This is a genomic window from Streptococcus mitis, assembly GCF_023109105.1.
Classification (GTDB): domain Bacteria; phylum Bacillota; class Bacilli; order Lactobacillales; family Streptococcaceae; genus Streptococcus; species Streptococcus mitis_BW.
In genome coordinates this window covers 39,734-64,813 of the sequence record NZ_JALDTZ010000012.1, presented here as the reverse complement: position 1 = coordinate 64,813, position 25,080 = coordinate 39,734, and the positions used below count along the sequence as shown (strand labels likewise).

The following is a 25,080-nucleotide window of genomic DNA, read 5'->3' as shown; positions in this document are numbered from 1 at the left end:
ATATAAAAATGGAGAGAACGACGATCGTCCTCTCCAGATGTTAGCTTTTTTCAACCCACTACAGTTGACAAAGAGCCTTATAAGTAATCGGATTTCTTTGAGTTATAGTTTGATAATCTTTCATGATAAAAATAGATCTATTTTTATCATGAACAGCTCACTTAGTTAGAAGTTTTGGCAACAGTATAGTTGACATCTATGGAGAATAAGCATATAATCAAGAATAATGATTGAGTGCTCACTCAATTAGTAGATGGGTAAAGGAGTTCATAAAATGGTTGTTCAAGCAATACAATATAGTCGTTTTGGTGATGAAGAAGTATTAGATTTGGTGAATATTAAATCTGATTCTTTAGAAGTGAATCAAGTTAGGGTAGAAGTTTATGCAGTTGGTTTAAATCCTATTGATTATAAAACTTTTGAGGGAGCGAAACCCCTTCGATTTCTATCTTTTATAACGAAATTAAGGAAACCAAGTCGTTGGTTTGAATCTAAATCATCTTTATTTCCAAGAGGTGTGGGGAGAGATTTTTCTGGAGTTATTACAGAAGTTGGAAATGAAGTAACTAGGTTTTCAGTAGGAGATAAGGTGTTTGGAACAATGATTAGCGATCCTGGTTTGGGAACTAAGAGGGGAGCTTTAGCAACAGAAATTTGTGTCAATGAATCAGAAATTGTATTGAAACCAGAGATGATCGACATGACTCACGCAGCTACTATGGGAGTAGCTGCTCTAACTGTGGGTGGGGCTTTTAGAAAAATTGAGTTAAATTCTAAAGATGTTGTAGTGATTTCAGCAGCGGCGGGAAGTATTGGAAGTATTGCAGTACAGTATGCGGTTGCTAAGGGTGCAACGGTTATCGGAATTGCAAGTAAGAAAAATTCAGATTATCTGAAGTCTTTAGGTGCCATACCAGTAAGTTATGAAGAGAATATCAAGAAGGCTCTTCTATCAGCTAGTCCAACGCCTATTACAAAATTTTTGGATTGTTATGGATCTGATTATGTTAGATTGGCTTTTAGTTTAGGTTTGAAAGGGACAGCTATTGGGACATTAGTGCCTTCACCCTATGTTATGATTAGAGGAGCTCAGTTTACTGGTCCGAGACATTCCACATACGATGATTTTATCACTTTATCTGAAATGGTCTCAGACGGGAAGGTTCTGCTGAAAATTGATCAAGTGTATGACTTTTCTCTAAAGTCAGTTAGAGAAGCATATCGTAGTCTAAAATTGGGACATACTCGAGGTAAGAAAGTTGTAAAAGTAAGAGGGTAGCAGGGAGGTGCTAGGAATGGAAAGTTTAGCACAAAAGTATGCCCAGACATTAGAAAATAGCAATTTGAGTTTAAAACAACGTCAAGTATTATTATCAAGTCTAAAGTTATTTTCAGAAATTGGTTTTGAAAATACAACAGCCAGACTTATTGCTAAGGAAGCTGGAGTTTCAGAAGGAACTGTTTTTAGTTACTTTAAAACCAAGGAAGGTATCTTAGAAGCCATTTTATCTACTTTTCTAGAACAGGTTATTCCAGAAGTAATTGCGGATTTTTCAGAAAAAAAATTCACAGTAGATCAAGAAACTTTTCCCTTCTTTTTAAAAAGTATTGTTAGAGATAGGCTCTTTTTCATTCAAGAGAATCAAATGCAGGTTAAAATTCTCTTGAGTCGTTCTTTTATTGATAATACTATTTCCAACCAGTTAGGAAATGTTATTGTTCATTCTATTATTAGGCCAATTAGTCCAGTTCTGAATCAGTTTAAAGAAAAGGGACTCATCAGAAATTGGTCGAACGAAAGGATCGTTCGCTATATTTTAGCCTTGACTCTTTCTTATGTTTTTCCAATGATATTGAATGATAATGAGGACCTAGATATAGATGAGGCAGTAAATGAAATAGTTGAATGTCTGTCTTTTGCATTAGTAGAAGTAGAATAAATCTTGATTTTAAGCTTACTATTTTAAATAGTGAGCTTTTTTTAAGCCAACAAAAATCCCCAATCAAAGCGATTGAGGATTGAGCAAATAAATCTTAAACAATTCCTTGTGCAATCATAGCATTTGCTACATTTTCAAAGGCAGCAATGTTAGCTCCTGCTAGGTAGTCTTTATCAAGACCATATGTTTCTGAAGTTGTTTTAGCTGTGTTGAAGATGTTTGTCATAATGTCTTTAAGACGTCCGTCAACTTCTTCACGAGTCCATGATAGACGAAGGCTGTTTTGGCTCATTTCAAGGGCTGATACAGCTACACCACCAGCGTTGGCAGCTTTGGCAGGTCCGTAGAAGATACCATTTTCTTTGTAAACTTTAATGGCATCAAGGTCGCTTGGCATGTTGGCACCTTCAGATACACAGATCACGCCTTGAGCAACCAAGCGTTTAGCTGCTTCACCGTTGATTTCGTTTTGAGTCGCACATGGAAGAGCGATATCATAGTTACCAGCGTAAGTCCAGACAGAACCTTCATGATAAGTAGCAGTTGCTTTCTCAGCTGCATACTCAGTCAAACGAGCGCGACGTTTCTCTTTAACATCAACCAAAAGATCGAAGTCGATACCATTTTCATCGATGACATAACCATTTGAGTCAGATACAGAGATAACAGTTGCACCAAGTTCAGTCGCTTTTTGAAGAGCGTATTGTGCAACGTTACCAGAACCTGAAATAACGACTTTCTTACCAGCAAAGCTGTTGCCATTTGCTTTAAGCATTTCTTCAGTGTAGTAAACCAAACCGTAACCAGTTGCTTCTGGACGAATCAAGCTACCACCAAATCCAAGAGGTTTACCAGTCAAGACACCAGCATCAAATTGGTTAAGGCGTTTGTATTGTCCGTAAAGGTAACCGATCTCACGTCCACCAACACCGATATCACCAGCAGGTACGTCAAGTGATGGTCCGATGTGTTTTTGCAATTCAGTCATGAAGCTTTGGCAGAAGCGCATCACTTCAGCATCTGTTTTACCTTTAGGATCGAAGTCTGATCCACCTTTACCTCCACCGATAGGAAGTCCAGTCAAGACGTTTTTAAAGATTTGTTCAAATCCGAGGAATTTCAAAATCCCTTGGTTCACAGTTGGATGGAAACGAAGTCCACCTTTATATGGTCCAACAGCTGAGTTGAATTGAACACGGTAACCGCGGTTTACTTGAACTTTTCCATCACGGTCAACCCAAGGAACACGGAAAGAAATCACGCGCTCTGGTTCAGTAATACGTGCCAAGATATTTTCTTCGATATACTCAGGGTGTTTTTCAAATACAGGTTCTAAAGTGTTGAAAAATTCTTCAACAGCTTGGAGGAACTCAGCCTCGTGCCCGTTACGAGCTTTTACAGTTTCAAACACGCTTTGGATATATTCTTTAGCAGATGTCATATCGTTCTCCTTTTGTTGTCATATTTTATTACATGAGTCATTATAGCAGAATTTTTTTTTACTGTAAAGAAAAAAACATAAATTTTCTAAAAATTCTTTCAATTTAGTTTTTTGTTTGAAAGTAGATAAAAAACGAACGTTTTTCTTATAAATGACTTTCTTAAAGAGAAAATCTGAAAATATGGTATAATATTAGCAATAAAAGGAATCCGGAGGATCAGAATCATGGTATCAACAAAAACACAAATTGCTGGTTTTGAGTTTGACAATTGCTTGATGAATGCGGCAGGTGTTGCCTGTATGACAATTGAGGAATTAGAAGGTGTAAAAAACTCAGCAGCGGGAACCTTTGTCACTAAGACGGCAACCTTGGAATTTCGTCAGGGGAACCCTGAACCACGCTATCAAGATGTTCCACTTGGTTCTATTAACTCTATGGGTCTGCCAAATAATGGTTTAGAATATTACTTGAACTATCTATTGGAATTGCAAGAAAAAGAACCTAACCGTACTTTCTTTCTATCTTTAGTCGGAATGTCTCCAGAAGAAACTCATACCATCTTGAAAAAGGTTCAAGAAAGTGATTTTCACGGTCTGACAGAACTGAATCTTTCATGCCCAAATGTTCCAGGTAAGCCTCAGATTGCCTATGACTTTGAAACTACAGACCGTATCTTGTCAGAAGTCTTTGAATATTTCACTAAACCTCTAGGAATCAAGCTCCCACCTTACTTTGATATTGTTCACTTCGACCAGGCAGCAGCAATCTTTAACAAATACCCACTCAAGTTCGTCAACTGTGTCAACTCTATCGGAAATGGTCTTTATATAGAAGACGAGTCTGTCGTTATTCGTCCTAAAAATGGTTTCGGCGGTATTGGTGGAGAGTACATCAAACCAACAGCTCTCGCTAATGTCCATGCCTTTTATCAACGCCTAGATCCTCAAATCCAAATTATTGGAACAGGTGGCGTTTTGACTGGTCGTGATGCCTTTGAACATATTCTCTGTGGAGCGAGTATGGTGCAGGTAGGGACTACCCTTCATAAAGAAGGAGTTGGTGCTTTTGACCGCATTACCAATGAACTGAAGGCAATCATGGCAGAAAAAGGGTATGAGAGCCTAGAAGATTTTCGTGGGAAATTACGCTATATCGATTAAATTCATTAAAAAATCAGAAGAAAGGTGAGAAGATGCTAGCCATTGAAGAAAGTCAGAAGTTGACTTTATCAAATTTACCGAGTCTGAGCCTATTTACAGGGACAGACCAGGGTCAGTTTGAAGTTATGAAGAGTCAAGTGTTGAAACAGATTGGTTATGATTCTGCCGACCTCAATTTTGCCTACTTTGATATGAAAGAAGTAGTTTATAAGGATGTGGAACTGGAGCTGGTCAGCCTTCCTTTCTTTGCGGATGAGAAAATCGTGATATTAGATCATTTTGTCGATATCACGACTGCTAAAAAGCGCTTTTTGACAGATGATGAGCTCAAGTCATTTGAGGAATACCTTGACAATCCTTCACCAACAACCAAGTTGTTAATCTTTGCAGAAGGAAAGCTGGATAGCAAAAGACGGTTGGTCAAATTACTTAAGCGTGATGCCAAGGTCTTTGATGCAGTAGAAGTCAAAGAACAAGAACTGCGCCAGTATTTTCAAAAGTGGAGTCAGAAACAAGGTTTGCAGTTTGCCAATCATGCTTTTGAAAATCTCCTTATCAAATCTGGTTTTCAATTTAGCGAAATCCAGAAAAATCTCCTCTTTTTACAGACCTATAAGGAAGACTCTGTTATCGAGGAAGAGGATATTGTTAACGCAATTCCCAAGACCTTACAGGACAATATTTTTGATTTAACTCAGTTTATTCTGACTAAAAAGATGGACCAGGCGCGTGACTTGGTTAGAGACTTGACCTTGCAAGGGGAAGATGAAATCAAACTGATTGCAGTCATGCTGGGACAATTTCGGACTTTTACTCAGGTAAAAATTTTGTTGGAGTCTGGGCAAACAGAATCTCAGATTGCAAGTAGTTTAGGCAGTTATTTGGGACGCACCCCTAATCCCTATCAGATTAAGTTTGCGCTGAGAGATTCACGAGGACTTCCCTTGAGTTTTTTGAAGCAAGCTCTTTCCTATTTGATTGAGACAGACTATCAGATTAAGACAGGTCTTTATGAAAAAGGTTTCCTTTTTGAAAAGGCGCTCTTACAGATTGCTAGTCAGGTAGATTGATACTATTTTTGAAACTACAACCCGCGTCAGGATTATCTTGTCGTGGGTTTCTTAGTGATTTGCTTGTTTTATACTCAATGAAAATCAAAAAGCAAACTAGGAAGCTAGCCGCAGGTTGCTCAAAGCAGTGCTTTGAGGTTGTAGATAAGACTGACGAAGTCAGCTCAAAACACAGTTTTGAGGTTGCAGATAGAACTGACGAAGTCAGTCACATATATAATCCAAGGTGAAGCTGACGTGCTTTGAAGAGATTTTCGAAAAGCATTATTAGAAAATATTCAGTGATTTCCCTATCTATAAGCAAAAAACTTGAAAAAAGTGAATGTTTGCGTTATCATTTTCATATAGAAAGAAAAAGAGGTATTACAGATGGCTATTATCTTACCAGATCTTCCATATGCATATGACGCTTTGGAACCATACATCGATTCGGAAACAATGCACTTGCACCATGACAAACACCATCAAACTTATGTCAACAATGCAAATGCAGCTCTTGAAAAACACCCTGAAATTGGTGAAGACCTTGAAGCCTTGCTTGCTGATGTAGACTCTATCCCAGCTGATATCCGTCAAGCACTTATCAACAATGGTGGTGGACACTTGAACCACGCTCTTTTCTGGGAATTGATGACTCCTGAAAAAACAGCTCCATCAGCAGAACTTGCAGCAGCAATCGATGCAACATTTGGTTCATTTGAAGAATTCCAAGCAGCCTTCACTGCGGCAGCAACAACTCGTTTCGGTTCTGGATGGGCATGGTTGGTTGTCAACAAAGAAGGGAAACTTGAAGTGACTTCAACAGCAAACCAAGACACACCAATCTCAGAAGGTAAAAAACCAATCTTGGGCTTGGACGTTTGGGAACATGCTTACTACGTGAAATACCGCAACGTGCGTCCTGACTACATCAAAGCTTTCTTCTCAGTCATCAACTGGAACAAAGTAGATGAATTGTACGCAGCTGCTAAATAACGGTATATGGAGGGAAGAATTGTTCTTCTCTTTTTTAGGTTATATAATTTTGGTCTGACAAAATCGTCAGACTTTTTTCATTTTTATGAGAAACGTGCTAAGTGCTAGAAATTATGGTAGAATAAAGTATTAAGTAATCGTGGAAAAAGGATATCTATGAGAAAAGAAATTGCACCTGAATTATACAATTATAACAAGTTTCCTGGTCCTGAGTTCCATTTACACGGGGACAAGGTCGAAACGGAAGGGCTAGCTTTTTCCTTGGTGGAAAATATCAAGGATGCCTTCGATGTGACGGCTTTTAATCAGCGTTTTTCAGAAGTCTTAACCAAGTTTGATTATATCGTGGGGGACTGGAGCAACGAACAGCTTCGCCTACGAGGTTTTTATAAGGATGACCGAACAGAAGAAAAACTTGAAAAAATCAGTCGTTTACAAGACTACCTTTTAGAGTATTGTAGTTATGGTTGTGCCTATTTTGTCCTAGAAAATGAAGCCCCTAAGCGAGCATCATTTGACAAGAAAATGCGTAAGAAGGAAGAAGACCAGACTTCTAGAAAAGGAAAGAAAACGACTCAAACCAAACGAAAACCGAATGCAGATAAGAAAAATAGACGTCGTCAGAAGGACCAACATTCTCAGAAAGAGGACAAGGGGCAACGTCATTTTGTCATTCGTCAGAAGTGAGTAGAGAATAAGGAGAAGAAATGAAACCGTCAATTTATAGTTTAACACGTCAAACCATGCAGGAATGGGTATTGGAGCAGGGAGAAAAGAAATTCCGTGCAGATCAAATCTGGGAATGGCTCTACCGTAAACGTGTCCAGTCATTTGAAGAAATGACCAACCTTTCTAAGGATTTGATTGCTAAGCTCAATGACCAGTTTGTGGTCAATCCCTTGAAACAGCGTATCGTGCAAGAGTCTGCCGATGGTACGGTCAAATATCTCTTTGAGCTGCCTGATGGTATGTTGATTGAGACTGTACTGATGCGTCAGCACTACGGTTTGTCAGTCTGTGTGACGACTCAGGTCGGCTGTAATATCGGTTGTACCTTCTGTGCCTCTGGTTTGATTAAGAAGCAACGGGACCTCAATAACGGTGAAATTGTAGCGCAAATCATGCTGGTTCAAAAATACTTTGATGAGCGTGGTCAGGATGAACGCGTCAGCCATATCGTTGTCATGGGAATAGGTGAGCCATTTGATAACTACAATAATGTCTTGAATTTCGTCCGTACTATTAATGATGACAAGGGAATGGCTATCGGTGCTCGTCACATCACGGTTTCAACCTCAGGTTTGGCCCATAAAATTCGTGACTTTGCTAATGAAGGTGTACAGGTCAATCTTGCCGTTTCCCTTCACGCACCTAACAATGAATTGCGCTCAAGCATCATGAAGATTAACCGTGCCTTTCCGATTGAAAAACTCTTTGCGGCTATTGAGTACTACATTGAGACAACCAACCGTCGTGTGACCTTTGAGTATATCATGCTCAATGAAGTCAATGACGGTGTAGAACAAGCCTTGGAATTGGCTGAATTGCTCAAGAATATCAAGAAATTGTCTTATGTTAACTTGATTCCTTATAACCCAGTTAGCGAGCATGACCAATATAGCCGTAGCCCCAAAGAGCGCGTGATGGCTTTCTATGATACGCTTAAGAAAAAAGGTGTCAACTGTGTGGTTCGTCAAGAGCACGGTACAGATATTGATGCGGCTTGTGGACAATTGCGCTCTAACACAATGAAACGTGACCGCCAGAAAGCAGTCGCAGCAGTCAATCCTTAATGATGAAGAAAACTTATAATCATGTTTTGGTCTGGGGAGTCATTTTCTATAGCAGTTGCATTGTCTATTTTTGCTTTACTCCTCAAGAACAATCTCCTGTGGGAGTGGAAACTCCAGGTATTCAGCATCTTGGACGCCTGGTTTTTCTTTTGACTCCTTTCAATTCTCTCTGGAAACTGGGTGAAGTGAGTGACATTGGACAATTATGTTGGATTTTTTTACAAAATATCCTCAATGTCTTCTTGCTTTTTCCTCTGATTTTCCAACTCCTTTATCTCCTTCCAAACTTGCAGAAAACAAAAAAGGTTCTTCTTTTTAGCTTTCTAGTGAGTCTTGGAATCGAGTGCACACAGCTAGTTTTAGACTTTTTCTTTGATTTCAATCGGGTATTTGAGATTGATGATTTGTGGACCAATACCTTGGGTGGCTATCTGGCTTGGCTACTTTATAAACGATTACATAAAAACAAGATAAGGAATTAAAATGAGTATTTTAGAAGTTAAAAATCTGAGTCACGGTTTTGGTGACCGTGCAATTTTTGAAGATGTGTCCTTCCGTCTTCTCAAGGGAGAACATATCGGTCTGGTCGGTGCCAATGGTGAAGGGAAATCAACCTTTATGAGTATTGTGACTGGTAAGATGTTGCCAGATGAAGGGAAGGTTGAGTGGTCTAAATATGTTACTGCTGGTTACTTGGATCAGCACTCAGTACTTGCTGAAGGGCAGTCGGTGCGTGATGTTCTCCGTACAGCCTTTGATGAGCTTTTTAAAGCTGAATCCCGTATCAATGACCTTTATATGGAAATGGCTGAAGACGGAGCGGATGTTGATGCTCTCATGGAAGAAGTTGGCGAACTTCAAGACCGTCTGGAGAGTCGTGATTTCTATACCTTGGATGCTAAGATTGATGAAGTAGCGCGTGCCCTTGGTGTTATGGACTTTGGTATGGATACAGATGTAACTTCTTTGTCAGGTGGGCAAAGAACCAAGGTGCTTTTGGCCAAGCTTCTCCTTGAAAAGCCAGATATCTTGCTCTTGGACGAGCCGACCAACTACTTGGATGCTGAGCATATTGAATGGCTCAAGCGTTATCTGCAGAATTATGAGAATGCCTTTGTCCTTATTTCGCACGATATTCCATTTCTGAACGACGTTATCAATATTGTTTATCATGTGGAAAATCAACAGCTGACGCGTTATTCTGGTGACTATTACCAGTTCCAAGAAGTTTATGCAATGAAGAAATCTCAGTTGGAGGCTGCCTACGAACGCCAGCAAAAAGAGATTGCCGACCTCAAGGATTTTGTGGCTCGAAACAAAGCGCGTGTTGCAACACGAAATATGGCCATGTCTCGTCAGAAGAAATTGGATAAGATGGATATTATCGAGTTGCAAAGTGAGAAACCAAAACCATCCTTTGATTTCAAACCAGCTCGTACACCAGGGCGCTTTATCTTCCAAGCCAAGGACTTGCAGATAGGTTATGATCGTCCACTTACAAAGCCTTTAAATCTTACCTTTGAACGCAATCAAAAGGTTGCCATTATCGGAGCAAATGGTATTGGGAAAACAACTCTCTTGAAGAGTCTCTTGGGAATTATCCCTCCAATCGCTGGGGAAGTGGAACGCGGTGACTACCTAGAACTCGGTTACTTTGAGCAGGAAGTAGAAGGAGGCAATCGTCAGACACCTTTAGAAGCAGTCTGGAATGCCTTTCCAGCCCTTAATCAAGCAGAAGTTCGTGCAGCCCTTGCTCGTTGTGGTTTGACCACCAAGCATATTGAAAGTCAGATTCAAGTTCTGTCAGGTGGAGAACAAGCCAAGGTTCGTTTCTGTCTCTTGATGAACCGTGAGAACAATGTCCTTGTTCTAGACGAACCTACCAACCACTTGGATGTGGATGCTAAGGACGAGCTCAAACGAGCTCTGAAAGAATATAAAGGATCTATCCTTATGGTTTGCCACGAACCAGACTTTTATGAAGGCTGGATGGACCAAATCTGGGATTTTAATAATTTAACTTAAGAATGAGAGTAAAAGAAATACAGTATCGAATGTGGATACTGTATTTTTTGGATTTTTAATACTCTTCGAAAATCTCTTCAAACCACGTCAGCGTCGCCTTACCGTAGGTATAGGTAACTGACTTCGTCAGTCTTATCTAAAACCTCAAAACTGTGTTTTTAGCAGCCTGCGGCTAGCTTCCTAGTTTGCTCTTTGATTTTCATTGAGTATAAGAATGAGAGTAAAAGAAATACAGTACCGAATGTGGATACTGTATTTTTTGGTTTTTAAGATTTAAAATCGTAGTCTTTCACCACTTCGATGCTATCGATAGTAATAGCAGTAGTTGGCTTGTCTTTTTCATCTTTTTCGGCTTTAGCAATCTTATCTACAACATCCATACCATCAATCACTTGACCAAAGACTGGGTGTTTGCCATCAAGGCTAGGATTTCCCCCTTCTTTATATGCTTCGATGATTTTCTTTGGATACTTGCTTGTAGGCAGTTTAGCAGAATAGTCTGTTGTACTTTGGTTGATGAAGAATTGGCTACCATTTGAGCTTGGTTGACCAGTATTAGCCATGGATAGAGAACCACGGATATTATAAAGGTATGGAGAGATTTCATTTTTAAAACCTGTCCCCTTGTCCTTGGTTTTATCTTTATCGTGCCAGATAGATTCACCACCTGTACCATCCCCTTTTGGATCTCCGGTTTGTACCATAAATCCGTCAATCACACGATGGAAAGTAACCCCATTGTAGTAGCCTTCCTTAGCGTGAGTAAGGAAGTTTTCAACCGCAAGTGGAGCTAACTTTGGAAAGAGCTTGATGCGGATATCCCCTTGGCTGGTGTGGAGGATAGCTTCAGCCTCGTTCTCAGCAACTTCCTTAGAAAGTTGAGGGAAGTTAGCATTTTCATTAGTTAAGGCGTCTTTCAAATCTTTTTCTGCTTGGGCAGTCGTTTTTGAACTTTCCTCAGCAGCAATCTTAGAATCCACGTAATCATCACCACGCAGACTACGTTGGATACTGCTACATCCGGCTAGGGCCACAGTGGACAGTAAAAGAAGGGTTGCTAGTTTTTTCATTCTATTCCTCTCAAAAATTCATTTCTACCATTGTACCCTAAAAGGAAGGGGATTTCAAATATTAGTGACAATACAATTTTAGAGAAAGTCAACCAAAAAGTCGCTTGCTTAGAGATTTTTATTTGGATAACGGTCGATAATTTCCTGGTACTGTCTCAGTATATGCTCTCCTTTTGGAGTCAATTTGTAGCCACGAATGGTAAAGTGACTTGCTAATTCTTCCTCCGTCAAGTTGTCATGAAGGGGTTGGTCCAGATCTGTATCCTTCATTTTAGAAAGACCTGTAATTCCCTTTCTTTTCAGGATATTCTTTTTCATAGTAGCATTTAGATGGTTAAGTGAGTCAAATGCAGTTTCAATAAGAGCATAACCTTTTTCTACCAGAGTTTTTAGATGTTTAGGGGCATCAATACCATAAGTGTATTCAAAGTATTTAGGAAACCAGATTTTAAGAAAGTTTTTAAAGCATCACAATTAGTAAACGTTAATTCGAAAGAATTACTATATTTTAAAAGAGCACATTTCAAATGATTCTTTCTTTTGGCTTCAATTCCTAATTAATCAATGAATTTAATACTAGGTCTCGAAAAGAATTATGCTTCCTCATTCTGTCTGAGTTCAAAGAGATCTTCTACTTTCAGATTAAAAACTTGAGCAATTTTAAGAGCCATTTCCAGCGAAGGATTGTAACGGTTATTTTCCAAGTGAAGAATTGTCTCGCGTCGCATGCCGATGAGGTCGGCTAACTCTTGCTGGGTCATGCCTGTGGACTCACGAACAGATTTGAGATTAGTAATAATATTGCTTTCTTTGGCCATACTTATCCTCTCCGTTCCAAGATAAGATAGACAACCGCAAAGATGCAAATCAAGGCAGCTATGCTAAAAAATATCTGTCCCATGTAAAGAGTGAGAGACCCCATATACCCAATGATAACTGCTAGGATCATCAGTGCGCCTAGTATAAAAACAAACATCAAGCTAGCTGCCTTGGCTAAATTAGCATAAAAGCGTTCGTCCGGAGTTTCCTTGACATTTTTCAAACAGAAAAAAGCAAATAAAATCACTTCAATAATGAGGCCAATTCCCAAAATCCATTCTTTAATACCAGAACTTAAGCTTGGGGTCGCAACCCAAATTCCTAATGTATAAAAAATACTTGCTGCAAACAAAAGTATCGTGTAAAGCTTAGCAGACAAGTCAAAAATAATCTTTCCCTTACCTTTCTGACTTTTATGAGACCATAGTTTCATATGTAGCCAGCTCCAAATAGCTATAATTTGGCCTGACACTGAAATACCAGTAATAACTAACTTGGGTCCCCAACTAAGATTAGAACCAAATAAAACAATAAAATCAATAATGAGAGCTACGGCAATCATTGCAATGAGGCCACGCATTTTTTGACTTTTTTTCATGATAGACTCCTTTTTTGTGTTATAAATATATAACATTTAAATGTTATGTTATAAATATATCACACTTAAATTTAGAAAGCAAGAATTTTATGTGTCAATGTGGTAATTATTTGAAAAAATTTTTTAATTAAAGACCTCGCTAGTCAAACAACTAAAGAATTCTTTGAAGCAATGCATTGGATTTGATTTGGATAGTTTCGTTAATAATATTTGATGATAAAGAATATTTGGAAAATCTAGATACTGTATGAATCTCTACTTTTTTCTTAGACTGTTATAAAGTCTGTCAGAATAAGCTTTGTAGGTGTAGATGTTAATTTTTCAGAATTAAATTATTCCCCTATTTAGAATCTATTAATTCATATTTTATAAATTAATTAGTAGATATCGTTCTTAAAATCTTTGATATTTCACTTGGGAACAGGCTTTGGATTTAGGATTTAGGCATCTAAATCACGTTCAGGAGAGATGAAAGGTTTGACTTGATGGTCTTTGTAAATTTTCTCAATAGTAGTACTCATAAAGTTTCTCTTTCTAATTTATCCCTATTAGTCTAACAAATTTCTAAAAAATTTAAAAATTTTAAAGTCTGTCAAGTTTTTTTCTTGACACCTGTTAGAAATCTGCTATAATAGAACATGTGCTAAATAGCTCAGCTATTTCACTGAACTAAAAAATAAAAGAAAAGAGATATTAAAAATGGCAGTAAAAATCCGTTTGACTCGTATGGGTTCTAAGAAAAAACCTTTCTACCGTATTAACGTAGCAGATTCACGTTCACCACGTGACGGACGTTTCATCGAAACAGTTGGAACTTACAACCCACTTGTTGCTGAAAACCAAGTAACTTTGAAAGAAGACCGCGTTCTTGCATGGTTGGCTGATGGAGCTCAACCTTCAGATACAGTACGTAACATCCTTTCAAAAGAAGGCGTATTGAAAAAATTCCACGATTCTAAATTCTCAAAATAAGTTTAAAGTAGGTTGACAGATGGATACGATTGAAAATCTCATTATTGCGATTGTGAAACCCTTGATTTCACAACCAGATGCCTTAACTATCAAGATTGAAGATACACCAGAATTTTTGGAATATCACTTGGATCTTGATCAAAGCGATGTGGGTCGTGTAATCGGTCGTAAGGGTCGCACTATTTCTGCGATAAGAACGATTGTCTACTCTGTCCCAACTGAAGACAAAAAAGTAAGAATCGTTATTGACGAAAAATAAGAAGGGCGGGACGAATGTCTCGCTTTTTTGTGAGGAATAGAGGATGAAAGATTTAACGTTTAGACAATTACAAGACTACTTACTCGAACATTACCGGCAGTCTAGGACTGAGGAAGGTCTTTTTATCAAGCTAGTGGAGGAAGTCGGAGAAGTAGCCGAAGTTTTGAATGGGCGCTCTGGTCGAAAAGAGGGGGTTCAGGACTCGAACGAGGAACTTGCCAAAGAACTGGCTGATATCATTCACTACACCGTCGCAATCGCAGCTATTAATCATATTGACCTTACTAAAACTATCTTTGAGAAAGATAAAACTGCAGCCATTAAGTACCAACATGAACGAGATTTGGAAGGATTTCTGAAAGGAAACTGAAAGAAGAATGAATATTGATTGTGTTTTTAACATAGATTGGTCAATGTGTATTGATTGGCTATTACGAATTTTACAAATTGCGACATTTATTGCTGTGATTATAAAGATAACTTTCCAGAATAAGGTTTATATCAATAATATTGAAATCAAGGAAATTAAACCATTCGAGTTTGAATCTTTACATATAAAGTTTCACTATATTCATGAATTTACACATAATGTAAGTAGCAAACCTTTTAATCATTTGATTTTTTATCCCAAAGAAGTTGATATTGAAATAGTAGAATTTTATTCTTTAAACTATGATTCAAAAAGCAATTGTTTGATTGTTAATAATAAACTGCATACAATTAAAAATTTAAAGAATTATACATGCTTATTGATTCATACAAATTTACCAGAGAATATGCCTAGTTTAAGAATGAAATGGAAAACAAGTCAGGGTGAAATTGGGGAATATACATTTTATAGCAATATGTATAACGGGAATGTAAATATCTCATCTTTTAAATATAAATTAACATTAAAGAGAAAATTATTAGCACTTTTGGGACTATAGGGCCCCTCTATGTATCTTCCTCCAACTTGTGAAAATCCATAGAACGTGATAAAATAAAGGATAGAAATAGATACAGGAGACAAGATGAACTACTTTAATGTTGGGAAAATCGTCAATACGCAAGGGTTGCAGGGTGAGATGCGAGTCTTGTCTGTGACGGATTTTGCAGAAGAACGCTTTAAAAAAGGCGCTGAGCTGTCTTTGTTTGATGAAAAAGATCAGTTTGTCCAAACAGTGACTATCGCTAGTCACCGTAAACAGAAGAATTTTGACATTATTAAATTCAAAGATATGTACCATATCAATGCGATTGAAAAATTCAAGGGATACAGTCTCAAGGTAGCTGAGGAAGATTTGAATGACCTAGACGATGGTGAATTTTACTATCACGAGATTATCGGTTTGGAGGTCTATGAGGGGGATAACTTGATTGGAACCATCAAGGAAATCCTGCAACCAGGTGCCAACGATGTCTGGGTAGTCAAGAGAAAAGGCAAACGTGATTTGTTACTGCCTTATATCCCACCAGTGATTCTCAATGTGGATATTCCAAATAAACGGGTCGATGTGGAAATCTTAGAAGGATTAGACGATGAAGATTGATATATTAACCCTCTTTCCAGAGATGTTCTCTCCACTGGAGCACTCAATCGTCGGAAAGGCTCGAGAAAAAGGGCTCTTGGATATCCAGTATCATAATTTTCGAGAACATGCTGAAAAGGCTCGCCATGTAGACGACGAGCCATACGGAGGCGGACAGGGGATGTTGCTCCGGGCGCAACCTATTTTCGATGCCTTTGACGCTATTGAAAAGAAAAATCCGCGCGTCATTCTCCTCGATCCAGCTGGAAAGCAGTTTGATCAGGCCTATGCTGAGGATTTGGCTCAAGAGGAAGAACTTATCTTTATCTGCGGGCACTACGAGGGTTATGATGAGCGTATTAAGACCTTGGTAACAGATGAGATTTCCCTAGGAGACTATGTCTTGACTGGTGGAGAACTGGCAGCAATGACCATGATTGATGCTACGGTTCGCTTGATTCCAGAGGTGATTGGCAAGGAGTCTAGCCACCAAGATGATAGTTTTTCATCAGGACTTCTCGAATATCCTCAGTATACCCGTCCTTACGACTATCGAGGAATGGTCGTCCCAGATGTTCTGATGAGTGGTCACCATGAAAAGATTCGTCAGTGGCGTCTGTATGAGAGTTTAAAGAAAACCTACGAGCGCAGACCGGATTTGTTAAAACATTATCAACTGACAGCAGAAGAAGAAAAAATGCTGGCAGAAATCAAGGAAAATAAAGATTAAAGGAGAAACCAATGCAAGTAATCAAACGTGATGGTGAAATTGCTGAATTTAATCCAGATAAGATTTACCAAGCTATCTTAAAGGCGGCCCAGACTGTCTATGTATTGACAGATGATTTGCGTCAAAACCTTGCACAAGTCACTAAGAAAGTGGTTTTGGATTTGGAAGAAGCCAAGGTGGAACGTGCTACCATTAGCATGATTCAGTCTTTAGTTGAACATCGTTTATTGGGCGCAGGTTACATTACCATTGCAGAGCACTACATTTCCTATCGTTTACAACGTGACTTGGAAAGAAGTGGTTATGGAGATCATATCGCCGTTCATTTGCATTTTGAACAAGTTCGCTAAGAAAAAAGAGTGGGATGAAGCAAGACATCTCACTCTTTCTTAAATCTATTTTTTTGGGCTGTTTGGACAGTTGAAGGGACAAATCGCAGGCGTTGAATATCGCTTATGCGGATAATACGGGTCATATTTTTGGCAAAATTTTTCACGATAATTTGCTGGCGTTGCTGATCGTATTTGATGATGTCACCTGTAAAGCTTGCCTCAGACAAGATAAGGTGAACAGCAGTTTGTTTCTGGATAGCCTCTTCAATAGTGGCTGTAAGGGAGTTGCTTTCAGTATGGTCTGGTTCTTCATGTCCATTTAAAAAGTCATGTATTTTATCTATAACTTGCTGGAATTTATGTCTCATATTGGCCTCCCTTCTTTTATACCATATTATATAAAATTTTCCTAAAATCTACAAGATTTTACGAATAATCAAATGAAAGCTAAAAAAGGAGAAGAAAATGGCAGAATTTAAATTTGAAATCGAAGAGCACTTGTTGACTCTTTCTGAAAACGAAAAAGGTTGGACCAAGGAAATCAACCGTGTGAGCTTTAATGGTGCCCCTGCAAAGTTTGATATTCGTGCTTGGAGTCCAGATCATACTAAAATGGGCAAAGGGATTACTCTCTCCAATGAAGAATTTCAAACAATGGTGGATGCCTTTAAAGGAAACTAAGTTTTCAAAATGAAAGAAAAGGATATTGAGTTATGACAACTCGATATCCTTTTTTAGTTAGCAAAGTAAGCCTGATTTTTAAGGCGTTGAAGTAATGGACGGCTAATAAAACTAATAGCAATAATTTTACCAAAATCTGGGATGATAAAGGGAAATACCCCCACAATAAGAGCTTTTTCAAATGCCATTCCAGCTAGGAAATGCAATCCAATGATCCCACCGACAAAAACAAGTGTATCTCCCAAGAGATTTGCTAGAAAAATTCTGACAAAACCACTATCACTGCTAGTTAGAGAAGAGGTAAGTCCAGAATAAACAAGATAAAACCAAAGATAGCCTGCAGTAGGACCAATCAAAGCATGAAATCCAGCTCCACCTCCTGCAAAGACAGGAAGACCGATAGCACCTAGAAGAAGATAGAGTCCAACAGAAAGTACAGCCTCTCTAGGTCTAAAGACAGTAGCAATCAAGCCGATTGCAAAGTTCTGCAGAGTGAAGGGAACAGGTCCAATTGGAAGACTGATTTGTGCCAAAACAGCAATGAGAGCAGCCCCAATAGCAGGGATAGCATAAACGTGAGCTTTTTTCAAAATAGTTAACCTCTTTTCTGATGTATAGTAACTATTATACTCGTAGAGTAATTATTGTCAACCATTTTTTAAAACAAGGTAACAAAAAACTGTAACGGCCGATTTTGCTTACTGGGTAAGTTGTTTTCATCGATTGTAAATCATCAAAAAAGAAGCCGACACATTTGTATCAGCTTCTTTTGTTTCGATTAACGCATAGTTACAAATTCTTCAGATGCAGTTGGGTGAATTGCCACAGTTGCATCAAAGTCTGCTTTGGTTGCTCCCATTTTGATAGCAACAGCAAATCCTTGAATCATTTCATCAACGCCGTAGCCAATTCCATGAAGTCCGACAACTTTTTCTTCTGAACCAGCTGTTATCAATTTGAAACGAGTTTCTTGACGGTTGCAAGTGCAAGCAGAGTACATAGACGTAAAGCTTGATTTGTAAACCTTGATTTGGTCTTGACCGTATTCTTTAATAGCTTGCTCTTCTGTCAAACCAACCGTTCCGATAGCAGGGTGTGAAAAGACAACAGTTGGAATAGTTGAGTAGTCCATTTTTGCAGTTGTTTTTCCGTTAAAGAGACGTTCAGATAGGGTACGCCCAGCCTTGATAGCAACTGGAGTCAGTTCTTTTTCACCAGTTACATCACCTAGAGCATAGATTCCCTCAACAACAGTATTTTGGTATTCATCCACTTGGATAAAGCCACGTTCGTTCAGAGTTACTCCAGCTTTTTCAAGTTGCAAGCTCTTAACATTTGGACGGCGGCCTGTAGCCCAGATAACTTGGCTAGCTGTGTGACTAGTACCATCTTCGAAATGAATGGTAATGCCATCAGTAGTTTTTTCTAACTTGGCAGGGACTTTGTGAGTATGAAGTGGCAAGTTTGTTCTTTCCATTTCCTTTACCAAACCTTCAACGATGTAAGAATCAAAACCACGTAAAGGACGATCGCGGCGAACAAAGAGGTCTGTCTTGACACCAAAGGTGTGGAGTACGCCAGCCAATTCCACAGCGATATAACCAGCGCCTAGAATAGCAACTGACTCTGGCAATTCTTCCCAAGCAAATACATCATCAGAAGAGCCACCTAGCTCAGCACCAGGAATATTTGGGATACTTGGATGGGCACCAGTCGCAATCACAATATGTTTAGCACGAATCAGTTCACCATTTACGCTAACAGTATGAGAATCTACAAATTCAGCATGACCTTCAATCAAATCTACACCGTTGCGTTTAAAACTGCCATCATAAGAAGAACGAGCGAGATCGATGTAGGCTTCACGATTGCGACGTAGTGTTGCAAAGTCAAAGTTAAGATCAGTAGTCTTAAAGCCGTAGTCTTCTCCAAATTGATGGAAAGTTTCAGCGATTTGCGCTCCGTACCACATGATTTTTTTAGGAACACAACCGACGTTGACACAGGTTCCACCTAATTTCTTTTCCTCAATAACGGCCGCTTTAGCTCCGTGTTCACCAGCACGGTTCATGGTAGCAATTCCTCCGCTACCTCCACCGATAGCAATGATATCGTATTCTCTCATTGAAAACTCCTTTATACTCTTTGAAATAGTAGAGTGTCATTTTTTGATAGTCATATTCTATCTTTTTTTTTATCTGATTGCAAAAATCTGCTACGTTCAAAAAAATTAAAGAAAAGGCTTGCAAAAAGGAAAAATAAAGCGTATTATATATCTAGTACAATAACTAAACAAAAATTCCGAACAATAATTGAGTCCTGAAATGTCATTATTTCGTTCTAAACTGTTATTGTTTATATTTGGTAATTTTTGTATAATATTGTTAAGGACTTTAAATCAAAAAGGAGTTTCATTATGAAAAAGAATGGTAAAGCTAAAAAGTGGCAATTGTATGCAGCAATAGGTGCTGCAAGTGTAGTTGTATTGGGTGCTGGAGGGATTTTACTCTTTAGACAACCATCTCAAACCGCTGTAAAAGATGAACCTACTCATCTTGTTGTTGCCAAGGAAGGAAGCGTGGTATCCTCTGTTTTATTGTCAGGGACAGTAACAGCAAAAAATGAACAATATGTTTATTTTGATGCTAGTAAGGGAGATTTAGATGAAATCCTTGTTTCTGTGGGTGATAAGGTCAGCGAAGGGCAGGCTTTAGTCAAGTACAGTAGTTCAGAAGCCCAGGCGGCCTATGATTCAGCGAGCCGAGCAGTCGCGAAGGCAGACCGTCATATCAACGAACTCAATCAAGCACGAAATGAAGCCGCTTCAGCTCCGGCTCCACAGTTACCAGCGTCAGCAGGAGGAGAAAGTGCAGCAGCCCAAACTCCAGCTCCAGTCTCAGGAAATTCAGTTTCATCTATTGATGCACAACTAGGTGATGCTCGTGATGCTCGTGCAGATGCAGCAGCACAATTAAGTAAGGCTCAAAGTCAGTTGGATGCAATGACGGTTCTCAGCACTCTAGAAGGAACTGTGGTCGAAGTCAACCGTAATGTTTCTAAATCTCCAACTGGAGCTAGCCAGGTGGTAGTTCATGTCGTTAGCAATGAAAACTTGCAAGTTAAGGGTGAACTATCTGAATATAACCTTGCCAACTTATCTGTAGGTCAAGAAGTGACCTTTACTTCTAAAGTTTATCAAGATAAGAGCTGGACAGGTAAGCTTAGCTATATTTCTGACTACCCTAAAAACAATGGCGAAGCAGCAAGCGTAGCTGCAGCAGCAGGCGGTAACTCTGGTTCTAAATATCCATATACCATCGATGTTACAAGTGAAATCGGTGATTTGAAACAAGGATTTTCAGTAAGTGTTGAGGTTAAGAATAAGAGTAAAGCTATTCTAGTTCCTTTAACAAGTGTTGTGACTGAAAATGATAAGAACTATGTCTGGGTACTTGACGAGCAGAAAAAGGCCAAGAAAGTGGAAGTTGGTTTGGGGAATGCTGATGCAGACAACCAAGAAATCACTTCAGGTCTGACAAATGGAGTCAAGGTCATCAGTAACCCAACGTCTTCTCTAGAGGAAGGAAAAGAGGTGAAGGCTGATGAAGCAACTAATTAGTCTAAAAAATATCTGCAGAAGTTACCGGAATGGTGACCAAGAACTGCAGGTTCTCAAAAATATCAACCTAGAAGTGAATGAGGGTGAATTTGTTGCCATCATGGGACCATCTGGTTCAGGTAAGTCAACCCTCATGAACACCATTGGGATGTTGGATACTCCTACAAGTGGTCAGTATTTTCTAGATGGCAAAGAAGTAGCCGGTCTGGGTGAAAAACAATTAGCCAAGGTTCGAAATCAGGAAATCGGCTTCGTCTTTCAACAATTCTTTCTCTTGTCTAAAATGAATGCCCTCCAAAATGTGGAACTTCCTCTGATTTATGCAGGAGTTGGTGCTTCAAAACGTCGCAAATTAGCAGAAGAGTATCTGGAAAAGGTTGAGTTGACTGAGCGTAGTCATCACTTACCTTCGGAGTTGTCAGGTGGTCAGAAGCAACGTGTGGCTATTGCGCGTGCCTTGGTAAACAATCCTTCTATTATCTTAGCAGACGAACCGACAGGAGCCTTGGATACCAAAACAGGGAATCAAATCATGCAATTATTAGTTGAACTAAATAAAGAAGGAAAAACTATTATCATGGTAACGCATGAGCCTGAGATCGCTGCTTATGCCCAACGCCAAATTGTCATTCGAGATGGAGTTATTTCATCTGATAGTGCGCAGTTAGAAAAGGAGGAAAACTAAGATGCAGAATCTGAAATTTGCCTTTTCATCCATTATGGCTCACAAGATGCGTTCTTTCTTAACCATGATTGGTATCATTATCGGCGTATCATCCGTTGTCGTCATCATGGCCTTGGGAGACTCCCTGTCGCGCCAAGTCAATAAAAACATGACCAAGTCCCAGAAAGATATCCATGTCTTTTTCTCACCTACCAAGAGTAAGGACGGTTCCTTTACCCAGAAGCAATCTGCTTTAACAGTTTCTGGGAAAGAAGAGGAAATTCCTGTGGAACTACCAAAACCGCAAGAATCTTGGGTTAGGGAGGCGGCTAAACTCAAGGGAGTGGATAGTTACTATGTGACTAACTCAGCCAATGTGACCTTGACTTATAAGGATAAAAAGGTTGAACGTGCCAGCTTGACAGGTGGAAATATCACTTATATGGATGCAGTCGAAAATGTAATCGTCGCAGGCCGTAGTTTAAAACCACAAGATTATAAGGATTTCGCTAGTGTTATCATTTTAGATGAAGAACTTGCTAATAGTCTTTTTGGTTCTGCACAGGAAGCACTCAATCAGCTTGTTGAAGTAAATGAAATCAGTTATCGTGTTATTGGTGTTTATGCTAGTAAGGAAGCTAAGGCTGCAAAAACCTTTGGGATTGGAGGACTACCAATCACGACCAATATTTCTCTTGCGGCCAATTTTAACACCGACGAAATTTCTAATATCGTTTTTCGTGTTAACGATACGACCTTAACTCAGACTTTAGGACCAGAATTGGCTAGAAGAATGACAGAGATTGCAGGTCTCCAACAAGGGGAGTATCAGGTAGGAGATGCTTCTGCCGCCTTCCAAGAAGTACAACAAATGTTTGGCTTTGTAACAACTGTCATCAGTGCTATTGCTGGGATTTCCCTCTTTGTTGGTGGTACCGGTGTTATGAACATTATGCTGGTTTCGGTGACAGAGCGTACCCGTGAGATTGGTCTACGAAAAGCACTAGGAGCTACACGAGCTAATATTCTGGTTCAATTTTTGATTGAATCAATGATTTTAACCTTGTTAGGAGGGTTCATCGGTCTTGTGCTGGCTGCAGGAGTGACAATGCTTGCAGGAGTTCTTCTTCAAAATATGATTGCAGGAATCGAAGTTGGCGTATCCATTCCAATCGCTCTCTTTAGCTTAGCTGTCTCAGCTGGCATCGGTATGATTTTTGGAGTCTTGCCAGCCAACAAGGCATCGAAACTTGATCCAATTGAAGCCCTTCGTTATGAATAAGATCAACAAGGTGGACACTTGTCTATCTTGTTTTTGTATAGATTTCCCTATCGAAAATCCTTAAAAATGTGATATAATGAAGTGTTAGAAAAACAGGTTTCATTTGCCTGGAAAGGAAAAATTATGTCTGAAAAGAATTTTTATATTACAACGCCGATTTACTATCCATCTGGTAAACTTCATATCGGTTCTGCCTACACAACTATCGCATGTGATGTCCTAGCACGTTACAAACGCCTGATGGGCTACGATGTCTTTTATTTGACAGGTCTTGATGAGCATGGTCAAAAGATTCAACAAAAAGCAGAAGAAGCTGGCATTACACCACAAGCCTATGTTGATGGAATGGCAGTTGGAGTTAAAGAACTCTGGCAATTACTCGATATCTCATACGATAAATTTATCCGTACAACGGATGATTACCATGAAAAAGTAGTGGCTCAAGTATTTGAGCGCTTGCTTGCTCAAGATGATATCTATTTGGGTGAATACTCTGGTTGGTATTCAGTCTCAGATGAGGAGTTCTTTACAGAAAGCCAGCTTGCAGAAGTTTTCCGTGACGAAGCTGGAAATGTGACTGGGGGTATTGCTCCATCAGGTCACGAGGTTGAATGGGTATCTGAAGAATCATACTTCCTTCGCCTCAGCAAATACCAAGACCGTTTGGTCGAATTTTTCAAATCACATCCTGATTTTATCACTCCTGATGGTCGTCTCAATGAAATGTTGCGTAACTTCATTGAGCCTGGTTTGGAAGACTTGGCAGTTTCTCGTACAACCTTTACTTGGGGTGTACCAGTTCCATCAAATCCGAAACACGTTGTCTATGTTTGGATTGATGCCCTTCTTAACTATGCGACAGCTCTTGGTTACGGTCAAGATGAACATGGTAACTTTGATAAGTTCTGGAATGGAACGGTCTTCCATATGGTAGGGAAAGACATCCTTCGTTTCCACTCAATCTACTGGCCAATCCTTCTTATGATGTTGGATATTAAATTGCCAGATCGTTTGATTGCTCACGGTTGGTTTGTCATGAAAGACGGTAAGATGTCTAAGTCAAAAGGAAATGTGGTTTACCCTGAAATGTTGGTAGAGCGTTATGGACTAGATCCACTTCGTTACTACCTCATGCGTAGCCTTCCGGTTGGTTCAGACGGAACCTTCACTCCAGAAGACTATGTAGGCCGTATCAACTATGAATTAGCAAATGACCTTGGAAACCTTCTTAACCGTACGGTTTCTATGATTAACAAGTACTTTGATGGGCAAATCCCTGCCTATGTAGAGGGTGTGACAGAGTTTGATAATGCTCTTGCTGACGTTGCAGAACAATCAATCGCTGACTACCACACATATATGGAAGCAGTTGACTACCCACGTTCACTTGAAGCAGTCTGGACACTGATCTCTCGTACTAACAAATACATTGATGAGACAGCACCATGGGTCTTGGCTAAGGATGAAGCTCTCCGTGACCAATTGGCAAGTGTTATGAGCCACTTGGCAGCTAGCCTTCGTGTCGTAGCGCATTTGATTGAACCATTTATGATCGAAACCAGTCGTGCAGTCTTGACTCAACTTGGTCTAGCAGAAGTTGCTAGCCTTGAGAACTTGAGTTTAGCTGGTTTCCCTGCAGGTGTAACGGTAGTTGCCAAAGGAACACCAATCTTCCCACGTCTGGATATGGAAGAAGAAATCGCCTATATCAAGGAACAAATGGAAGGCAACAAGCCAGCTGTCGAGAAAGAATGGAATCCAGATGAAGTCGAACTCAAACTAAACAAGGAAGAAATCAAGTTTGAAGACTTCGATAAGGTTGAAATTCGTGTCGCAGAAGTCAAAGAAGTTTCTAAAGTAGAAGGTTCTGATAAGTTGCTTCAATTCCGCCTAGATGCTGGCGATGGTGAAGATCGTCAAATCCTCTCTGGAATTGCCAAATACTATCCAAATGAACAAGAATTGGTCGGCAAGAAAGTTCAAATCGTTGCCAATCTCAAACCACGTAAGATGATGAAAAAATATGTCAGCCAAGGAATGATTCTCTCAGCTGAGCATGATGGCAAATTAACCCTTCTCACAGTGGATCCAGCTGTACCAAATGGAAGTGTGATTGGGTAATATTTAAAAGGACCAGT

Annotated in this window: 30 protein-coding genes; 22 read left to right on the top strand and 8 right to left on the bottom strand. The window is 39.4% G+C overall.

The window, feature by feature from the left end; translation table 11 throughout:
• Positions 1–274 precede the first annotated feature (274 nt).
• Positions 275–1,279 (top strand): NADP-dependent oxidoreductase, encoded by a 1,005-nt coding sequence (locus M1F37_RS07750; RefSeq protein WP_247935358.1) that lies wholly within the window; start codon positions 275–277, stop codon positions 1,277–1,279.
• Between the two features lie 16 nt (positions 1,280–1,295).
• The gene (locus tag M1F37_RS07745; protein ID WP_247935357.1) at positions 1,296–1,940 is read left to right on the top strand and encodes a TetR/AcrR family transcriptional regulator; all 645 of its coding nucleotides are present in this window, start codon (positions 1,296–1,298) and stop codon (positions 1,938–1,940) included.
• 94 nt (positions 1,941–2,034) lie between these two features.
• Here the strand turns inward: M1F37_RS07745 and gdhA are convergent, their stop codons facing one another.
• Complete coding sequence (gene gdhA, locus M1F37_RS07740; protein ID WP_000199532.1) at positions 2,035–3,381, bottom strand: NADP-specific glutamate dehydrogenase; 1,347 nt, start codon at positions 3,379–3,381, stop codon at positions 2,035–2,037.
• A gap of 225 nt (positions 3,382–3,606) precedes the next feature.
• On the opposite strand from gdhA, the gene M1F37_RS07735 reads away from it, so the two are divergent.
• The 8 genes from M1F37_RS07735 to M1F37_RS07700 all read left to right on the top strand — a co-directional run bounded on the left by M1F37_RS07735 (position 3,607) and on the right by M1F37_RS07700 (position 10,405).
• Positions 3,607–4,542: a dihydroorotate oxidase gene (locus M1F37_RS07735; RefSeq protein ID WP_247935356.1), complete on the top strand. Its 936-nt coding sequence runs from the start codon at positions 3,607–3,609 to the stop codon at positions 4,540–4,542.
• Between the two features lie 32 nt (positions 4,543–4,574).
• Positions 4,575–5,612 carry a DNA polymerase III subunit delta gene (gene holA, locus M1F37_RS07730; RefSeq protein WP_247935355.1) on the top strand — a complete coding sequence of 346 codons (1,038 nt, stop codon included), beginning with the start codon at positions 4,575–4,577 and terminating at the stop codon, positions 5,610–5,612.
• 77 nt (positions 5,613–5,689) lie between these two features.
• Positions 5,690–5,842, top strand: a complete 153-nt coding sequence (locus M1F37_RS07725) for a chlorohydrolase (protein WP_247935354.1) — start codon at positions 5,690–5,692, stop codon at positions 5,840–5,842.
• Positions 5,843–5,981: 139 nt separating this feature from the next.
• Positions 5,982–6,587 carry a superoxide dismutase gene (gene sodA, locus M1F37_RS07720; protein WP_247935353.1) on the top strand — a complete coding sequence of 202 codons (606 nt, stop codon included), beginning with the start codon at positions 5,982–5,984 and terminating at the stop codon, positions 6,585–6,587.
• Between the two features lie 156 nt (positions 6,588–6,743).
• A complete protein-coding gene (locus tag M1F37_RS07715; RefSeq protein WP_247935352.1) occupies positions 6,744–7,274 on the top strand; it encodes a YutD family protein in 531 nt (176 codons plus the stop codon).
• A 20-nt stretch (positions 7,275–7,294) separates the two neighbouring features.
• A complete protein-coding gene (rlmN, locus tag M1F37_RS07710; RefSeq protein ID WP_000804762.1) occupies positions 7,295–8,380 on the top strand; it encodes a 23S rRNA (adenine(2503)-C(2))-methyltransferase RlmN in 1,086 nt (361 codons plus the stop codon).
• Positions 8,380–8,862 carry a VanZ family protein gene (locus M1F37_RS07705; protein WP_247935351.1) on the top strand — a complete coding sequence of 161 codons (483 nt, stop codon included), beginning with the start codon at positions 8,380–8,382 and terminating at the stop codon, positions 8,860–8,862. The genes rlmN and M1F37_RS07705 overlap by 1 nt, the downstream gene beginning before the upstream one ends.
• 1 nt (position 8,863) lies before the next feature.
• On the top strand, positions 8,864–10,405 hold the full coding sequence (locus tag M1F37_RS07700; protein ID WP_247935350.1) for an ABC-F family ATP-binding cassette domain-containing protein: 1,542 nt from the start codon (positions 8,864–8,866) through the stop codon (positions 10,403–10,405).
• A 266-nt stretch (positions 10,406–10,671) separates the two neighbouring features.
• Here the strand turns inward: M1F37_RS07700 and M1F37_RS07695 are convergent, their stop codons facing one another.
• From M1F37_RS07695 to M1F37_RS07680, 4 genes are all read right to left on the bottom strand, one after another.
• Positions 10,672–11,475 (bottom strand): peptidylprolyl isomerase, encoded by an 804-nt coding sequence (locus M1F37_RS07695; protein ID WP_247935349.1) that lies wholly within the window; start codon positions 11,473–11,475, stop codon positions 10,672–10,674.
• A gap of 108 nt (positions 11,476–11,583) precedes the next feature.
• Complete coding sequence (locus tag M1F37_RS07690) at positions 11,584–11,793, bottom strand: hypothetical protein (protein WP_247935348.1); 210 nt, start codon at positions 11,791–11,793, stop codon at positions 11,584–11,586.
• Positions 11,794–12,068: 275 nt separating this feature from the next.
• On the bottom strand, positions 12,069–12,293 hold the full coding sequence (locus M1F37_RS07685; RefSeq protein WP_247935347.1) for a helix-turn-helix transcriptional regulator: 225 nt from the start codon (positions 12,291–12,293) through the stop codon (positions 12,069–12,071).
• Between the two features lie 2 nt (positions 12,294–12,295).
• Positions 12,296–12,892, bottom strand: coding sequence for a DUF3796 domain-containing protein (locus M1F37_RS07680; RefSeq protein ID WP_247935346.1), 597 nt, complete (start codon positions 12,890–12,892; stop codon positions 12,296–12,298).
• A 699-nt stretch (positions 12,893–13,591) separates the two neighbouring features.
• Here M1F37_RS07680 and rpsP point away from each other — a divergent pair.
• From rpsP to M1F37_RS07645, 7 genes are all read left to right on the top strand, one after another.
• On the top strand, positions 13,592–13,864 hold the full coding sequence (rpsP, locus tag M1F37_RS07675; RefSeq protein WP_000268760.1) for a 30S ribosomal protein S16: 273 nt from the start codon (positions 13,592–13,594) through the stop codon (positions 13,862–13,864).
• Positions 13,865–13,883: 19 nt separating this feature from the next.
• Positions 13,884–14,123 (top strand): RNA-binding protein KphA, encoded by a 240-nt coding sequence (gene kphA / locus M1F37_RS07670; RefSeq protein ID WP_000379617.1) that lies wholly within the window; start codon positions 13,884–13,886, stop codon positions 14,121–14,123.
• Positions 14,124–14,166: 43 nt separating this feature from the next.
• Positions 14,167–14,493, top strand: a complete 327-nt coding sequence (locus M1F37_RS07665; RefSeq protein ID WP_247935345.1) for a MazG nucleotide pyrophosphohydrolase domain-containing protein — start codon at positions 14,167–14,169, stop codon at positions 14,491–14,493.
• Between the two features lie 7 nt (positions 14,494–14,500).
• Entirely contained in the window at positions 14,501–15,052 is a 552-nt protein-coding gene (locus M1F37_RS07660; RefSeq protein WP_247935344.1) for a hypothetical protein, read from the top strand.
• Positions 15,053–15,136: 84 nt separating this feature from the next.
• A complete protein-coding gene (gene rimM / locus M1F37_RS07655) occupies positions 15,137–15,655 on the top strand; it encodes a ribosome maturation factor RimM (protein ID WP_247935343.1) in 519 nt (172 codons plus the stop codon).
• Positions 15,645–16,364, top strand: coding sequence for a tRNA (guanosine(37)-N1)-methyltransferase TrmD (trmD, locus tag M1F37_RS07650; protein WP_247935342.1), 720 nt, complete (start codon positions 15,645–15,647; stop codon positions 16,362–16,364). The genes rimM and trmD overlap by 11 nt, the downstream gene beginning before the upstream one ends.
• Positions 16,365–16,375: 11 nt before the next feature.
• Positions 16,376–16,714: an ATP cone domain-containing protein gene (locus M1F37_RS07645; RefSeq protein ID WP_001196039.1), complete on the top strand. Its 339-nt coding sequence runs from the start codon at positions 16,376–16,378 to the stop codon at positions 16,712–16,714.
• A gap of 29 nt (positions 16,715–16,743) precedes the next feature.
• Here the strand turns inward: M1F37_RS07645 and M1F37_RS07640 are convergent, their stop codons facing one another.
• The gene (locus M1F37_RS07640) at positions 16,744–17,064 is read right to left on the bottom strand and encodes a hypothetical protein (RefSeq protein ID WP_247935341.1); all 321 of its coding nucleotides are present in this window, start codon (positions 17,062–17,064) and stop codon (positions 16,744–16,746) included.
• Between the two features lie 97 nt (positions 17,065–17,161).
• Between M1F37_RS07640 and M1F37_RS07635 the strand changes: the two genes are divergently transcribed.
• Positions 17,162–17,377 carry a YdbC family protein gene (locus M1F37_RS07635; RefSeq protein WP_061630725.1) on the top strand — a complete coding sequence of 72 codons (216 nt, stop codon included), beginning with the start codon at positions 17,162–17,164 and terminating at the stop codon, positions 17,375–17,377.
• A gap of 53 nt (positions 17,378–17,430) precedes the next feature.
• On the opposite strand, the gene M1F37_RS07630 is transcribed toward M1F37_RS07635, so the two are convergent.
• A complete protein-coding gene (locus M1F37_RS07630; RefSeq protein WP_247935340.1) occupies positions 17,431–17,967 on the bottom strand; it encodes a biotin transporter BioY in 537 nt (178 codons plus the stop codon).
• Between the two features lie 188 nt (positions 17,968–18,155).
• Positions 18,156–19,502, bottom strand: a complete 1,347-nt coding sequence (gene gor, locus M1F37_RS07625) for a glutathione-disulfide reductase (RefSeq protein WP_247935339.1) — start codon at positions 19,500–19,502, stop codon at positions 18,156–18,158.
• Positions 19,503–19,790: 288 nt separating this feature from the next.
• On the opposite strand from gor, the gene M1F37_RS07620 reads away from it, so the two are divergent.
• The 4 genes from M1F37_RS07620 to metG all read left to right on the top strand — a co-directional run bounded on the left by M1F37_RS07620 (position 19,791) and on the right by metG (position 25,063).
• Positions 19,791–20,996 carry an efflux RND transporter periplasmic adaptor subunit gene (locus M1F37_RS07620; protein WP_247935360.1) on the top strand — a complete coding sequence of 402 codons (1,206 nt, stop codon included), beginning with the start codon at positions 19,791–19,793 and terminating at the stop codon, positions 20,994–20,996.
• A complete protein-coding gene (locus M1F37_RS07615) occupies positions 20,980–21,681 on the top strand; it encodes an ABC transporter ATP-binding protein (RefSeq protein WP_247935338.1) in 702 nt (233 codons plus the stop codon). The genes M1F37_RS07620 and M1F37_RS07615 overlap by 17 nt, the downstream gene beginning before the upstream one ends.
• 1 nt (position 21,682) lies before the next feature.
• Positions 21,683–22,942: an ABC transporter permease gene (locus M1F37_RS07610; RefSeq protein ID WP_247935337.1), complete on the top strand. Its 1,260-nt coding sequence runs from the start codon at positions 21,683–21,685 to the stop codon at positions 22,940–22,942.
• 123 nt (positions 22,943–23,065) lie between these two features.
• Positions 23,066–25,063, top strand: a complete 1,998-nt coding sequence (gene metG, locus M1F37_RS07605) for a methionine--tRNA ligase (RefSeq protein WP_247935336.1) — start codon at positions 23,066–23,068, stop codon at positions 25,061–25,063.
• Positions 25,064–25,080 lie beyond the last annotated feature (17 nt).

What these genes read in the sequence shown, in the direction of transcription:
- sodA (WP_247935353.1), top strand. Translation starts at nt 5,982, where the DNA reads ATGGCTATTATCTTACCAGATCTTCCATATGCATATGACGCTTTGGAA.
- M1F37_RS07725 (WP_247935354.1), top strand. Translation starts at nt 5,690, where the DNA reads ATGAAAATCAAAAAGCAAACTAGGAAGCTAGCCGCAGGTTGCTCAAAG.
- M1F37_RS07685 (WP_247935347.1), bottom strand. Translation starts at nt 12,293, where the DNA reads ATGGCCAAAGAAAGCAATATTATTACTAATCTCAAATCTGTTCGTGAG.
- rlmN (WP_000804762.1), top strand. Translation starts at nt 7,295, where the DNA reads ATGAAACCGTCAATTTATAGTTTAACACGTCAAACCATGCAGGAATGG.
- M1F37_RS07750 (WP_247935358.1), top strand. Translation starts at nt 275, where the DNA reads ATGGTTGTTCAAGCAATACAATATAGTCGTTTTGGTGATGAAGAAGTA.
- trmD (WP_247935342.1), top strand. Translation starts at nt 15,645, where the DNA reads ATGAAGATTGATATATTAACCCTCTTTCCAGAGATGTTCTCTCCACTG.
- M1F37_RS07660 (WP_247935344.1), top strand. Translation starts at nt 14,501, where the DNA reads ATGAATATTGATTGTGTTTTTAACATAGATTGGTCAATGTGTATTGAT.
- M1F37_RS07635 (WP_061630725.1), top strand. Translation starts at nt 17,162, where the DNA reads ATGGCAGAATTTAAATTTGAAATCGAAGAGCACTTGTTGACTCTTTCT.
- gor (WP_247935339.1), bottom strand. Translation starts at nt 19,502, where the DNA reads ATGAGAGAATACGATATCATTGCTATCGGTGGAGGTAGCGGAGGAATT.
- M1F37_RS07645 (WP_001196039.1), top strand. Translation starts at nt 16,376, where the DNA reads ATGCAAGTAATCAAACGTGATGGTGAAATTGCTGAATTTAATCCAGAT.
- M1F37_RS07715 (WP_247935352.1), top strand. Translation starts at nt 6,744, where the DNA reads ATGAGAAAAGAAATTGCACCTGAATTATACAATTATAACAAGTTTCCT.
- M1F37_RS07695 (WP_247935349.1), bottom strand. Translation starts at nt 11,475, where the DNA reads ATGAAAAAACTAGCAACCCTTCTTTTACTGTCCACTGTGGCCCTAGCC.
- M1F37_RS07745 (WP_247935357.1), top strand. Translation starts at nt 1,296, where the DNA reads ATGGAAAGTTTAGCACAAAAGTATGCCCAGACATTAGAAAATAGCAAT.
- M1F37_RS07680 (WP_247935346.1), bottom strand. Translation starts at nt 12,892, where the DNA reads ATGAAAAAAAGTCAAAAAATGCGTGGCCTCATTGCAATGATTGCCGTA.
- M1F37_RS07735 (WP_247935356.1), top strand. Translation starts at nt 3,607, where the DNA reads ATGGTATCAACAAAAACACAAATTGCTGGTTTTGAGTTTGACAATTGC.
- M1F37_RS07615 (WP_247935338.1), top strand. Translation starts at nt 20,980, where the DNA reads ATGAAGCAACTAATTAGTCTAAAAAATATCTGCAGAAGTTACCGGAAT.
- M1F37_RS07640 (WP_247935341.1), bottom strand. Translation starts at nt 17,064, where the DNA reads ATGAGACATAAATTCCAGCAAGTTATAGATAAAATACATGACTTTTTA.
- M1F37_RS07700 (WP_247935350.1), top strand. Translation starts at nt 8,864, where the DNA reads ATGAGTATTTTAGAAGTTAAAAATCTGAGTCACGGTTTTGGTGACCGT.
- M1F37_RS07665 (WP_247935345.1), top strand. Translation starts at nt 14,167, where the DNA reads ATGAAAGATTTAACGTTTAGACAATTACAAGACTACTTACTCGAACAT.
- holA (WP_247935355.1), top strand. Translation starts at nt 4,575, where the DNA reads ATGCTAGCCATTGAAGAAAGTCAGAAGTTGACTTTATCAAATTTACCG.
- M1F37_RS07610 (WP_247935337.1), top strand. Translation starts at nt 21,683, where the DNA reads ATGCAGAATCTGAAATTTGCCTTTTCATCCATTATGGCTCACAAGATG.
- M1F37_RS07705 (WP_247935351.1), top strand. Translation starts at nt 8,380, where the DNA reads ATGATGAAGAAAACTTATAATCATGTTTTGGTCTGGGGAGTCATTTTC.
- rimM (WP_247935343.1), top strand. Translation starts at nt 15,137, where the DNA reads ATGAACTACTTTAATGTTGGGAAAATCGTCAATACGCAAGGGTTGCAG.
- gdhA (WP_000199532.1), bottom strand. Translation starts at nt 3,381, where the DNA reads ATGACATCTGCTAAAGAATATATCCAAAGCGTGTTTGAAACTGTAAAA.
- rpsP (WP_000268760.1), top strand. Translation starts at nt 13,592, where the DNA reads ATGGCAGTAAAAATCCGTTTGACTCGTATGGGTTCTAAGAAAAAACCT.
- metG (WP_247935336.1), top strand. Translation starts at nt 23,066, where the DNA reads ATGTCTGAAAAGAATTTTTATATTACAACGCCGATTTACTATCCATCT.
- M1F37_RS07690 (WP_247935348.1), bottom strand. Translation starts at nt 11,793, where the DNA reads ATGAAAAAGAATATCCTGAAAAGAAAGGGAATTACAGGTCTTTCTAAA.
- kphA (WP_000379617.1), top strand. Translation starts at nt 13,884, where the DNA reads ATGGATACGATTGAAAATCTCATTATTGCGATTGTGAAACCCTTGATT.